Below are 12,084 nucleotides of genomic sequence, written 5' to 3'. Positions count from 1 at the left end.
GAGGGTTTTAGGGCTGCATAGATGACCTATCTTCCTCGCCGAGCGCATTCGGCGGGAGGTGGGTCATGGGTCTGCAGTGCAAGCGTTGTGGCAGTGAGGAGCACGTCAAAAATGGGCTGATGCGCTCCAAGCAGCGGTATCGGTGCAAGGCCTGTGGCCTGAACTTCACCGACACGCCCGCCCGCGGCAAGCCGCTGGCCATGAAGGCCACCGCGGTCCTGCTGTATGTCAGCGGCTTGTCGATGAACCGCACCGCCAAGCTGCTCGGTGTCTCGACACCGACGATCCAGGCTTGGCTGGAGCAGTTCGCCGCCGCCTACGCGCACAAGCCCGAGCCGGAAGGCCGGGCGGTGGTGATCGAGCTTGATGAGATGTGGCACTATGTGAAAAAAAGTCCGAGCCGCTCTGGATCTGGAAAGCTTGGGATCGTGCTTCAGGGCAGTTGGTGGACTGGGAATGCGGCGGTCGTGACAAGGCCACCTGCGAGCGCCTGATCCAACGGCTGCAGCGCTGGCGCACCCGGCTCTACTGCACGGACGCCTACGCTGCCTACACCGCGCTGTTGCCGATCGGGCAGCACTATACGGGCAAGGACGAGACCCACAGCATCGAGCGGGACAACGCCCGGCAGCGGCATTGGCTCGCCCGCTTTCGACGCCGCTCAATCGTGGTCTCGAAAGCCAAGCGCATGGTGGACGTCAGCCTCGCCCTCTTCGCCCGTTTCGCCGGAAACTGCAGGATCAGCGACCTGCTCTCTATGCTAACCTAAAACCCTCGGCTGGCGAGGCCAGCCGGTAGCGAGCTGCCTAGGCGCCGAATCATCGGCGCCCTAGACAAATTCATCCGGGGCCTGCGGTCAAGCTTATATACAAGGTTGCTGGTTGTATTGGTGCCTATTGGTGACTCTAGATAGTCAGATGTAACCCAAGGGGAAGTCGCCAACTGGGTCCTATATCTTTATTCCGTGTTTGTTCAAATAATCCTCTATTGCAATATCGATAACGTGGGTCACGAGATTACCGGTAGATGCTGCGTGTACTCTGAGCGCTAGGTCCACTGGCTTGGGAAGTTGAACCTGAATTCTTTTACCTAGTTCAGTTTGTCTGAATTCAGAAAATGGGCGAGTAGAAGTTTTTTCTACTTTGGTCGGGGATTTCGTCGGCTTCTTAGCAGAAAATGCCTCAGAAATTTCAGATGCGGAGGAAGGTTTGTTCTCCATCTGCTCCGCATAAGTTGGTCCAGAGACTACTGGCGTCTCGCGCCGAGAGTCCGCAAACTTAGAGGTTAGCTTAGATAAAGTAAGTGCAGGCTTGGCCGCCTGTTCGATTGCAGGCGTTCCGCCCACTTGCGAGGGAGCTGTTTGATCGTTGCTCTTGGCAATGTCGTCCGACATATCGCTTCCCTCCGTTAGTTATTGAGCAGATCGTATGCGAGATTGCGTGAATTTGTTTGAGCATTGACCGTGGCGTCATCCTTTCCTTTTAAGAGATACAGGGATCCCGTTCCTTCAGTGATCGTTTTCACACGTTCTCTTTTCTGCATCAAAACATCAGACACCGAGATATTATGCTCAAGGAATGATTTATATACATTCTCAAGACTCTTCGAGTTCTTTGTAATTGGATCGTATTCGTTCAAAACAACTTTATACTTTGGCATTTCTTTTTTATCTTTTGCCGTCAGCTCTCGAAGTTGATTAACAAAAGCAATAACCTGATCTCCGTCGAAGCTGCTTATCTTGCACGGAATAACCAAAAGGTCCGTAATGCTTGAAAGAGCGAAGGTAAGCTGATCGGCAAAACCGGCAGTATCGACAATAATCACGTCAAAATGACTGTTTTCATCAAGCAAATTGACAATTTTGCTCGGTTCTGTCGAAGCAAGAACTTCTAAATTGTCCTGTCGACTATTATTTGACAAAGTTTTCTGATGCCAACGAATGGCAGATTGCTGTTTGTCTGTATCTATGATCAGAGTTTTAAATCCTTGATTGGCTAGTTCGCCAGCTAGAATTATAGATATAGTCGTTTTTCCGCTTCCTCCCTTTGGGGTTGCGACCGTGATTATTGAAGCCATCTGATTTTCCTTCGGGCGCAGCGGACAGGGGGAGCGGAGTGGCTGTCGGGCCACCTACCCTACCTCCGGCATCGTTAATATCGGATTATCGCAAGCCCGGAAACAGGGGGGATCGCATTCCGATATTCCGGTAAATGTGGAAACATGAAAGCCGGGAACATCGCATTCCGCTTTGCCAGGAAAATAGCAGACCTGGAAGCATGATAAATCGCTTTCCGTGTTTCCATGAAGGTCGCATAAACGGAAGCCATGAATATCGCATTCCGGTTTCACCGGTAGATCGCATACCCGGGAATCGATCTTATCTCATACCGATATACCATGAAAATAGAAAGAACGGAAACCATATTTGTCCTTTTCCGCTTTTACGCTAAAATCGCAAAATATGAAACCGCTAACATCGCAATAAGATCTTCCGACAAAATCGTAAATACGGAAAATATGTATATCGCAATCATGCTATCCAGGTATATCGCAAAGTGCGAAACCGGGAAAATCGGATTATCGGAAGCCTGTATGTGGCGTGATCAAGGAAAGTCCGGGAATGTCGCAATCCGGGAAACCCGGAAAATTGCCTCCTTCGGAGAAGTCTGAACGGTGCTTCGAGGAGTGGCGTCGCCCCTCCTCTTCGCTGTGGTTTGATGGTATGGCTGAGGTGACAAGATACCGGTTTTTGGCGGATGCCAAAACCGGGGGCACGCTCGCCGCGTGCTGGGGCGCATCGAGGCGATGCGCGGTCAGCCGCCCTGGTCGGACGGCTTCGGACGCCCTGGTCAGGCGGCTCGGGTCGCCAGGGCGCTAGAAGGGGAGGGGGGCTTGCCGCGTCGGAAACCTGCGGAACGGAAAGCGCGCTACCAAACCGTCCTGTCGGAAGCCGACTCGGCCTGCCTTGCCGCCACGGCCGAACGCATGGGATTGCCCCGCGCCGAGGTCGTGCGCAGGCTGATCCGCGCTTCGGCGACCCTTGAGCCGGCCCTATCCGTAACGGAGTCTGCCGAGATCGAGGGCTTGCGCCGGCAGGTCCGGCGAGCCGGCATCAATCTGTCCGAGCTTCTGAAAGCGATCCGATCCGGCCGGGCGGTCCGTCTGGCCGACAGCGCGCCCGTCTGGCGCGAGCTGCTTGCCGCGATTGAGGAGGTCGAGGGGCGGCTGTCCCGGTTGAGCGGCCCTTATGGGGTCCGGCTCTATCAGGCCCTTGAAGCCGCACAGCGTCAGGAGGAGGGCGCCTCTTGAGCGATGATGCGGGGCTTCTTCGAGAGTGGGCGGCGCAGGCGGCCGACCTGAATACGCGACTCCGGGCGGACGCCGCTCGCCGTCAGGCGTGGGCTTACGACGAGGAGAAGGCCCGTTCTCCCGGTGGGGGAGGTGGTGCATCGGCCAAGGGCTTCGCTTCGGGGAGGAGCGACCGGAAGCGGCCGGCGTCCGAGGCAGGAGCGGTGTCGAACTCGATGCCCGGCACAGGGATGCCGGGATCGGCCTCGAGCGCGCCCGGTTCGGTGCGACCCCAGAGCGTCGGCAGCTCTGTGGCCTCAGGATCGGCAGGCAGAGGTCAGTCCGCCGGCGGCACCGTCAGCCCTTCGGGGTATGGTGCGCGCGGCAGAGCCGGAGCCCAAGCCAGGACGGCCACGGCTCGCTCTGGGGCGCGTGTTCCAGGGCGTGGAGTCCAGGCGGGCCGCACTGCCTCTGCCATGGTCGCGAAGGGGTACGCCCCGGCCGTGGTTAAGGTCGTGTCCTACGCGGCCGGGAGCACGCGGGCCAAGGCGACGGCGCAGTACGTGCTTCGCGAGGAGGTGCAGCTTGAAACCCATGACGGGCGCGAGCTGACCGACCGCGAGGCCGTGAATGCCGAGATCGAGACGTGGTCACAGCGGTTCGGCAAGCGCGAGCCGACCCAGGACGTGATGAGCGTGCGGGTCGGGATCGCCGGCCTCAAGGACGAGGCCGAGGACCGGGGGCAGCTTCGACGGGCGGTCGAGGCCGGCTTTGCCGGGCACCGCTATGCCTTCCGGATGGAGGCCGGGACGGACGGGTCGCTGAGCGCGCATGTCGTGGTGGCGGCGGCCGGCGAGGGGCGGGAGCGGTTCAAGGTCGCCGCGCAGCGGATCGGGGACGAGGCCGACGGGTTCGACCGCCGGGTGCTCGACGCGCCGACCGAGGCGCGGATCAAGGCGCGGATGGAAGAGGCGACGGGGGCGGGGCAGCACCGGATGAGCCTGGAGCCGTCCGCGCCCGGGCACGGGGTCGAGGCGGTGCGGTTTCATCTCGGCCGACTGATCGAAAGCGCCACCTCGGGGGCCGTGGGCGACGATGGCCAGCACATCGGCACCGCGGCCCACGTGCACGAGGCAGCGCGCGCCTGGCGGCCGCATCTGCGCTCGCAGCAGGCGCGGGACACCTTGCACCTGGTCGTCTCTGCCCGGGCCGGGACGGACAAGCAGCGGTTCCGCGACGCGGTGCGGGATTTCCTCGGCGACACGTTCGCCGATCACACCTTCCTGTTCGGGATGCACACGGACAAGGAGGAAAGCAGCGGCCACATCCATGCGCACGCGGTCATCGCAGTGCGGAGCATGGGGGGCGCCAAGATCCATCCAGGCCCGCAGGATCTCCGGCGTTGGCGGGAGACCTACGCCGAGCACGCCCAGGCGCAGGGCCTTCAGATCGTGGCGACGACCGCCCAGGATCGCGCATCGAGCCAGAGCTACGGTCGACGGGACAAGGCGATCGTCGATGCGGCCGAGCAGCCCCGGCCGGGGCGGGCGGCACGGGATCGGGCCTATGCCAGCCACCCGGCCAATCAGGAGATGATCGCCAACGCCCGTCAGCGGATCGCGACGGCCCGAACCAACCCTGTTAAGGTTCCGGTCGGAGCCCAGGCGCTCGCGCTGACGGCCGAGGCCGCCCGGATCTGGTCGGAGCTGGCCCAGGCCCAGCCGGACAATCCGGTCGCGGCGCAGTACGCGCAGCGCACCGAGGAAGCCTATCGGCTCGGGGAGCGCGCGCGCAGCCACCAATCAGCCCAAGCTCACACGGAGCAGCACCCAGGAGCCCCGACCATGCCTGTCACCGCCGAGAAGATGGAAGCCGATCTCAAGCTCATGAACGAGCAGGCTGCGACGACAGCGGCCAAGCTCGAAGGGCCGGCGAGAGAGCGCTACGAGCACCTGACGGCGAACGTCCTACAGGCGAGCGCCGTGAAGCTCGACCTTCAGCGGATGATGGAGAAGGGGCAGACGCATATCGACCTTGAGACGGTGCGGGGGATGCTGCCACCCGACAGGGCCGAGGCGATCATCGCGAGCGTGCGCGAGCGTGAGGCCCAGGAGAAGGCACAAGCTCAGGAGAAGGCTCAGGGCCAGGAGCAGGACGGTACTTTGGCACAGCCGAGCGGGACACCCGCGCCCGCCGGGAACCAGGACCGGCGCGCGACGGAGGCCGAAAGGGCCGAAGCCAACAGGGTTGCGGTCCGAGAGGAGCGGGAGGCCGAGGCGGCAGAACGTCTTGAGCGGGCTGCCTTCGAAGTGACGCGGGCCGACGAGGCTGATACGTCCCGTTCCCCTGATGCTATGCAACAGCTCGACGCCGATCGCGGCCTCGCCCGCGAGGCGGCACGCCTCGCAGGGCGTGAACGAGAGGAAGCCGAGGCGGCCGAGCAGCGGGCGCGATCCGGTTCGGCCGGCGGCGATGGGCGAAGCGCGCCCTCTGGCAAGACCCACGATCCGGAGGAGGTTCGTCGGCAGGTGTTGGAGCGGCGCCGTCTGGAGCGTGAGGCCCAGACCCGCGCGGCGCAGTCGCGTGATGAACAGGAAATGGATTGAGGTGCGGCCGGGGCTGATTCCGATGCCTTGCCGGCCCTCGAAAGTGTCCGTCGTCAGATGATTTGAGACAGGCTGCGGGCCTCAGGAACGGAGGCACTGGTCCACCTGGGTTGAGAAGTTAGGCAGCCTGCGCGTGGTGGCGCAAGCGGCGGTCGGTGAGAGTCTGGCGCTTGATCCGCTCCCGCTCGCGCAGGATGGCCTCGCCCCGGCCGAAGTAGACGTCGGCCGGCGTGAGATTGTTCAGGCTCTCATGAGCTCGGACGTGGTTGTAGTGCTCCACGAACGCCCCGACCCGCGCCTCCAACTCGCCGGGCAGATAGGCGTGTTCGAGCAGGATGCGGTTCTTCAGCGTCTGGTGCCAGCGCTCGATCTTGCCCTGAGTTTGGGGATGGCGGGGAGCACCGCGGATGTGGGTCATGCCGCGGCTGCCGAGCCAGTCGGCCAGGTCACCCGCGACGTAGCTCGATCCGTTGTCGGTCAGCAGCCGCGGCCGGTGCACCACCTGCACCTGATCGAGCCCGGCGGCGCTGAGCGCCAGGTCGAGCGTGGCAGTGACGTCGCTGGCCTGCATCGTGGCGCACAGCTTCCAGGCCACGATGAAGCGGGAGAAGTCGTCGAGCACCGTCGACAGATAGTACCAGCCCCAGCCGACCACCTTCAGGTAGGTGAAGTCGGTCTGCCAGAGCTGGTTGGAGGCCGTGGTCTTGTCACGGAACTCGTCGGCTGCCTTGACAACGATGTAGGCTGGGCTGGTGATCAGGTCGTGCGCCTTGAGCAGGCGGTAGACCGTGGCTTCCGAGACGAAGGAGCGCTGCTCGTCGGTGAAGCGCACGGCCAGCTCGCGTGGGCTGAGCTCCGGCTGCTCGAGCGCGAGGGCGACGATCTGCTCGCGGATCGCCGTGGGCAGGCGGTTCCAGACCCGGCTGGGCCGAGAGGGTCGGTCGGCCAGGGCCTCGGGTCCCCCTTGCTGGTAGGCGTCGTACCAGCGGTAGAATGTGGCGCGCGGGATGCCGAGTTTCTCCAGGGTGGCGCGCACCGGCAGAGAGGACTGCTCGACCAGCCGGATGATCTCCAGCTTCTCAGAAGCCGAGTACCTCATGCCTCGTCTTCCCCAGCTCCGCTCATACTTTTTTTGAGCAGGCGGTTTTCCAGGGTGAGATCGGCCACGACCTCCTTGAGGGCACGAGCCTCACGGCGCAGGTCCTTGACCTCGTCCGAGGTGGCGGCGCGGGCCGTGTCGCCGGCCAGCCGCTTCTTGCCCGCTTCCAGGAACTCCTTGGACCAGCCGTAGTACATCGAGGTGGCAATGCCTTCGCGTCGGCACAGCTCTGCGATGCTGTCCTCGCCGCGCAGGCCCTCCAGCACGATGCGGATCTTCTCCTCGGCCGAGAACTGGCGGCGGGTGGCGCGGCGGATGTCCTTGATCACCGCCTCTGCCGGCTTCCGTGCCGGCCCGGATGTCTGCTTCATCTTCGCTCCTTGGGGGCTACGATGAACCAGTCATCCTCCGTTCGTGAAGGGCCTCACTCTGTCTCACGGCCGCTGACGGCGGACAATCGAGACTCCGTATTGCTTCGTATCGGTTGAAAAGCTGATCGCCGATTTCCTCAAAGAGGTTAGGGCGATGCGCGGGAGTTGAAAAGATGTCTGACGTTGAAATCAAAATCGGCGGTTCACTTGAGGAGATGGGCCAGCGCTTCATTGATGCGTGGCATCGGGCCGAGGCCGGTGACGCCACGCCCAGCGCGCCCGTCGTCACATTCGAGACCTGGGGCGCCTTCCTGGCGACGTTCTCGGACGCGCGCTTGGCTCTCCTGCGAAGCTTGGCCGAGGCCGGGCCGGCACCGTCGATCCGCGCGCTCGCGGGCACGCTCGGCCGCGATTACCGGCGGGTCCATGACGACGTGACAGCCCTGGCCGCAGCGGGGCTGATCGGCCGGGAGGGAACCACAGTCACGCTTGCGGCGGCGGGCGCCGAGGCCCGCATCAACTTCCTCGGCGGGACGTGACGCCGGCCGGGCCTCGCCTCGACCCATCGGCGGAAACGGTCTTTCGCGCGCTCGGCGGCGTTCGCACGGCACGAGGATACCTCTGCCGCTGCCCAGTCCCCTCGCATGGGCAGGGTCGGGGTGACCGCAACCCATCGCTCTTCGTATCGGAAGGCGAGCGCCGCCTTGTGCTGACCTGCTTTGCCGGGTGTTCCTGGCAGGACATCGCCGCGGCCTTGCGCAGCCGCAACCTGACCGAAGAGGCCGCGCCGCCGCGAAGGGAGCCCCCGCCGCCCAAGACCACGACAGCGGACGCGGCGGCCCTGTGGCGCGAGGCCCTTCCCGTCGAGGGCACGCTTGCCGCCCGCTACGTCGCGGCGCGGGGCCTGCCGCCCCCGCCCCCTTCGTTGCGGTTCCTGCCGGATGCGCCGTTCTCGAGCCGCCGCCTGATGCCCGCCCTCGTGGAGGACGTCGCGTTGGTTGTTCGCCCAGTTACGCCAAGGAAGAACGCTGCGTGAACGTCATGCAACGCGACGTTGGCGCGGCAGGTTGAGCGGCCGCCGGCCCCTCGGCATGGCGACGTGGTCCCAGAGGAAGTCTCCGGAGAGCGCGATGTGCTCCCACCCGACGGGCGAGGTGTGGCTCAGCAGGTCGTCGGGCGCGGGCTCGACCGTCGTACGCAAGTGCGCCACCGCGTCGGCCATGTAGGTCGAGTTCCAATATACGATGGCGGCGATGACGAGGTTGAGCCCCGAAGCGCGATACTCCTGCGCCTCGCGCGAGCGGTCGGCGATGCGTCCCTGTTTGTAGGTGCAGATGGCACCGGCCAGAACGTGGCGCTGCTCGGACTTGTTCAGTCCCGCATGGCAGCGTCGGCGCAGCGCGGGCGCCTCGAGCCAGTCGAGCATGAACAACGTACGGCAGATGCGGCCCATCTCGGCGAGCGCGAGGTCGAGCTGGTTCTGCCGTTCGTAGGCGGCAAGCTTCTTCAGCATCGCGGAGGGCGCGACGACGCCGGCCTTCAGCGAGGCTACGAGGCGGATGATGTCCCCCCAGTGCTCGCGAATGAGTTCGACGCGCACCCTCTTTCCCATGATGGGCTTCAGCGCCGGGTATCGTGCGGCGGGCTCGATCGAGGCGAGCCGGCGGTCGGGGAAGTCGCGCAGGCGGGGGCAAAAGCGGAAACCCAGCAGCGCGCACAGGGCGTGGACGTGGTCGGTGCTGCCGCCAGTATCGGTGTAGTGCTCGGCGATGCTCAGGCCGCTGCCGTGATGGAGAAGCCCGTCGAGGACGAAGGGCGCCTCGTGCTCGGTGGCCGAGATCACGGTCGCATGGAAGGGATCGTGCTGATCAGAGGTGTGGGTGTAGAAGGCAAAGCCTGGATCGACACCGTAGCGGGCGTTGACCTCGCCGGCGGCGTCGCCGCGCTTGCCCGACCGGAAGAACTGACCGTCGGACGCCGAGGTGGTGCCATCCCCCCACACACAGGCGATCGGCAGCGCGTGGTGCGCGTCGATGATGCGCGCGAGCGCGGCCCGGTATGTCTCATCGCGGATATAGGCTTCGCGGGTCCAGAGAAGCTGGTCGCGGGTCACGCCCTGGCTCGCCTCGGCCATGCGAGACAGGCCGAGATTGGTGGCGTCGGCGAGGATCACGGCCAGGAGTGCGGCCTCGTTGTCGACCGGCCGGTGCGTGCGCAGATTGGTGAAGGCGGAGAGGAAGCCGGTCTCGCGCGCCACCTCGTGAAGAAGGTCGGTGACGCGCACGCGCGGCATCAGTGCGTCGATGCGCTCGGCCAGCGCCGCCGCGTCCGGCGGGGTCGCGGAACGCACCGGCGCGATAGACAGCCGGCCGTTCTTCATGGACACGCCCTCGACTTGGCCTCGGGTCAGGCGGCCTGCGAAGCGCTGGAGGCGCCAGTCGAGTTCACGGCCCCGCTCCGACAGCCACGCGTCGCCGCTCGCCGGCAAGTCGAGATCGGTGACGATGGGCGCAGCTTCGGCCGCAGGAAGGAGATAGCTGTCGAAGCGACGATACTCGCCCGAGCGCTCCACCCAGACGTCGCCCGAGCGCCACTTGTTACGCAGGTGGGCGAACACCGCAGTCTCGTAGAGCCTGCGGTCGACCTTGCCGTCAGCACCGGCGACGAGCCTGCGCCAATCCTTCTTGAACGGCATCGGCGCGTCGCGGGGCACGTCGCGTTTTCCGGAGCGGTTAAGCTGACGCAGGGTGGCGAGAGCAGCAATCGTGGGGTCCGTGCTCCGGCTCGCCCTGAAGTCGATCGCCTCTAGAAGGAGCGGCGCGAACTTCCTGAGGGTGCCATGCCGGTCGGCGGCGCGCACCAGCGGATCCTCCTCCGCGAGGTCAGCGATCGCAGCCGCGTCAGGCTTAGCGTGGATAAGCCGGTCCAGCCCGACCGCCCCGTCGATCGCGCTGAGCGCGTCGCCGCCGTCGCGCACCGCGGCCTCGACCGCTTCGATCGTGCCGTGGAGCAGGCGCATGAGCCGGCCAACGTCACGCGAGGTCGCCGTGTAGGTGCGCTCGCGGGCATTCTTCCCCCGTGTGAAGCTGGCACCGATCAGCCGATCGGCCATGCCGAGCACGGCGTCGGTCAATCGCCTCTCCAGGTCGAGCAGCGCCGCGACCAGGATGGCGCGGCGTCGGTGCGGCGTGTAGCGTTCGATCGCGTGGGGCGACGACAGTTGTCCCTCCCGCACGAGTGCGCGCAGCCGGTCGGGGTGGATCCGGTTGGTGAGGGTGGGGTCGAGACCGACCGCGCGCACCATCGCCAGCCGGTCCACAAGTTCGCGAACGTGGTCAGGCTTGGGCGCGACCGGCAGGTCCCTCGTCCAGGCAAGCAGCGTGCGGCCGGTCGCAGGATCCACGGCCAGCATTGCATCGAGCCTTGTGATCTGCTCGTGCGAGAGGCCGGCGAGCAAAGCGTCGGCGGCGCGCTTCCTCGCACGAGCGCGTCCGGCCAGCCCGGCGCGTTCGATCGTGTCGGGTGTCGGCAGGACGATGCGGACGTCGCGCAACGCGTGGATGATTCCTTCAGCGATCGGCCCTCCCTTGTCTGTCGGCCACGCCGCAGCCGCGGCGGACTCGATCATCAGCGGCAGATCCACCCGCGTCGCCGGGCGCAGGCCCAGGGCGCGCTCGAGCTCGCGAGCGTGCTCGGTCGCGGTCGCGACTCGGGCTGCGTAAGCGGCAAAGGCGCTCGGCTCGATCCCGAGTTGCTCGGCGAGGAAGACGACGAGCGCCTCGGGAGCGCCGGTAGCGACAGAGAGACCGAAGCCGGGGTCGCGCAGGAGCGCGAGCTGTAGCGCGAAGCCGAGCCGGTTCGCGTCGCCTCGATGCCCCGAGACGAGCGCCAGGTCGGTTAGGTCTAGGGTGTAGCGCCGGACAAGTTCGTCGCGACCCGTCGGCACGCCGAACAGCCGCTCGCGCTCGGCATCCGTCAGCAGGCTCCGACGTGCCATCCCGATCCTCCCACCGTCCAGAGAAGGCAGGGGATCATTGTGGACACGGATGCTTAACGGGACGCATTAAGTGGACGGGAACGAAGCCTGCGCCGGATCGGCTCGGCGGGCGTCCCGAGAACGGACGTTTGCGGGACGAGATCATGGGCGACGTGCTGGGTTACGCACGGGTGTCGACCGGAGACCAGGACGTCGCGGGGCAGACGCTGCGGCTCGAGCGGGCGGGCGCCATCTGCGTCTTCACCGACGTGCGGTCGGGCAAGAGCATGGACCGGCCCGGCCTGACCGAACTCCTCGCCTACGCGCGTCGCGGCGACACCCTGGCGGTGGTTCGCCTCGACCGACTCGGGCGCTCTCTCGCCGAGCTGTTGTCGAGCGTAAACCTGCTCAAGGAACGCGGCATTGCGCTCGTGAGCCTGGAGGAGAAGATCGACACCGGCTCGGCCGCCGGCGAACTGGTCTTCCACGTCTTCGGTGCGATCGCCCACTTCGAGCGGCGGCTGATCGCCGAGCGCACCAAGGACGGGATCGCGGCGGCCCGTGCCAAAGGCAAGCGTCCGGGCCGGCAACCGGTCGATCCGGACAAGGTCGTGGCCGCCCTGAAACTCGTCCAAGCCGGGCTATCGCCTACGGAAGCGGGGCGCCAGGTCGGGCTCGGCCGCGCCACCGTCTATCGCGAAATGGCCCTCGCCGGGATCACACGAGCGGTGTAGCCGCCACCCT

The 12,084-nt window shown here is 65.1% G+C and carries 10 protein-coding genes; 6 read left to right on the top strand and 4 right to left on the bottom strand.

The window, feature by feature from the left end:
• Nucleotides 1-65: 65 nt before the first annotated feature.
• A protein-coding gene (locus MMB17_RS25045) for an IS1 family transposase (RefSeq protein WP_096484352.1) occupies nt 66-769 on the top strand; the annotation gives its coding sequence in 2 pieces (ribosomal slippage) (nt 66-386 and nt 389-769; 702 coding nt in all).
• Between the two features lie 180 nt (nt 770-949).
• Here MMB17_RS25045 and MMB17_RS25040 read toward each other — a convergent pair.
• Nucleotides 950-1,393, bottom strand: coding sequence for a hypothetical protein (locus MMB17_RS25040; protein WP_241102327.1), 444 nt, complete (start codon nt 1,391-1,393; stop codon nt 950-952).
• A 14-nt stretch (nt 1,394-1,407) separates the two neighbouring features.
• Nucleotides 1,408-2,130, bottom strand: coding sequence for a ParA family protein (locus MMB17_RS25035; protein ID WP_241102326.1), 723 nt, complete (start codon nt 2,128-2,130; stop codon nt 1,408-1,410).
• A gap of 654 nt (nt 2,131-2,784) precedes the next feature.
• On the opposite strand from MMB17_RS25035, the gene MMB17_RS25030 reads away from it, so the two are divergent.
• The gene (locus MMB17_RS25030; protein ID WP_241102325.1) at nt 2,785-3,309 is read left to right on the top strand and encodes a hypothetical protein; all 525 of its coding nucleotides are present in this window, start codon (nt 2,785-2,787) and stop codon (nt 3,307-3,309) included.
• A complete protein-coding gene (locus MMB17_RS25025) occupies nt 3,306-5,894 on the top strand; it encodes a relaxase/mobilization nuclease domain-containing protein (RefSeq protein WP_241102324.1) in 2,589 nt (862 codons plus the stop codon). Before MMB17_RS25030 ends, MMB17_RS25025 begins: the two co-directional genes overlap by 4 nt.
• A gap of 118 nt (nt 5,895-6,012) precedes the next feature.
• Here MMB17_RS25025 and MMB17_RS25020 read toward each other — a convergent pair.
• Nucleotides 6,013-7,364 (bottom strand): IS3 family transposase gene (locus MMB17_RS25020; RefSeq protein WP_085987083.1). Its coding sequence is split into 2 segments (ribosomal slippage): nt 6,013-7,028 and nt 7,028-7,364, totalling 1,353 coding nucleotides; the frame shifts between segments, so codons are not numbered across the junction.
• A gap of 173 nt (nt 7,365-7,537) precedes the next feature.
• Here MMB17_RS25020 and MMB17_RS25015 point away from each other — a divergent pair.
• Nucleotides 7,538-7,903 carry an HVO_A0114 family putative DNA-binding protein gene (locus MMB17_RS25015; RefSeq protein WP_241102323.1) on the top strand — a complete coding sequence of 122 codons (366 nt, stop codon included), beginning with the start codon at nt 7,538-7,540 and terminating at the stop codon, nt 7,901-7,903.
• A gap of 215 nt (nt 7,904-8,118) precedes the next feature.
• Nucleotides 8,119-8,400: a DUF7146 domain-containing protein gene (locus MMB17_RS25010; RefSeq protein WP_241102322.1), complete on the top strand. Its 282-nt coding sequence runs from the start codon at nt 8,119-8,121 to the stop codon at nt 8,398-8,400.
• A gap of 3 nt (nt 8,401-8,403) precedes the next feature.
• Here MMB17_RS25010 and MMB17_RS25005 read toward each other — a convergent pair whose 3' ends face one another.
• Entirely contained in the window at nt 8,404-11,361 is a 2,958-nt protein-coding gene (locus MMB17_RS25005) for a Tn3 family transposase (protein WP_053622085.1), read from the bottom strand.
• A 143-nt stretch (nt 11,362-11,504) separates the two neighbouring features.
• Here MMB17_RS25005 and MMB17_RS25000 point away from each other — a divergent pair, with 143 nt between their 5' ends.
• On the top strand, nt 11,505-12,074 hold the full coding sequence (locus tag MMB17_RS25000; RefSeq protein ID WP_043075164.1) for a recombinase family protein: 570 nt from the start codon (nt 11,505-11,507) through the stop codon (nt 12,072-12,074).
• Nucleotides 12,075-12,084 lie beyond the last annotated feature (10 nt).

The organism is Methylobacterium organophilum (genome assembly GCF_022533465.1).
GTDB lineage: Bacteria > Pseudomonadota > Alphaproteobacteria > Rhizobiales > Beijerinckiaceae > Methylobacterium > Methylobacterium organophilum.
Note: the sequence above shows the minus strand (reverse complement) of the source record. Positions and strands in the feature narration are given on the sequence as shown.

Coding starts and splice junctions, on each gene's coding strand:
- MMB17_RS25040 (WP_241102327.1), bottom strand. CDS start 1,393: ATGTCGGACGACATTGCCAAGAGCAACGATCAAACAGCTCCCTCGCAA.
- MMB17_RS25015 (WP_241102323.1), top strand. CDS start 7,538: ATGTCTGACGTTGAAATCAAAATCGGCGGTTCACTTGAGGAGATGGGC.
- MMB17_RS25005 (WP_053622085.1), bottom strand. CDS start 11,361: ATGGCACGTCGGAGCCTGCTGACGGATGCCGAGCGCGAGCGGCTGTTC.
- MMB17_RS25000 (WP_043075164.1), top strand. CDS start 11,505: ATGGGCGACGTGCTGGGTTACGCACGGGTGTCGACCGGAGACCAGGAC.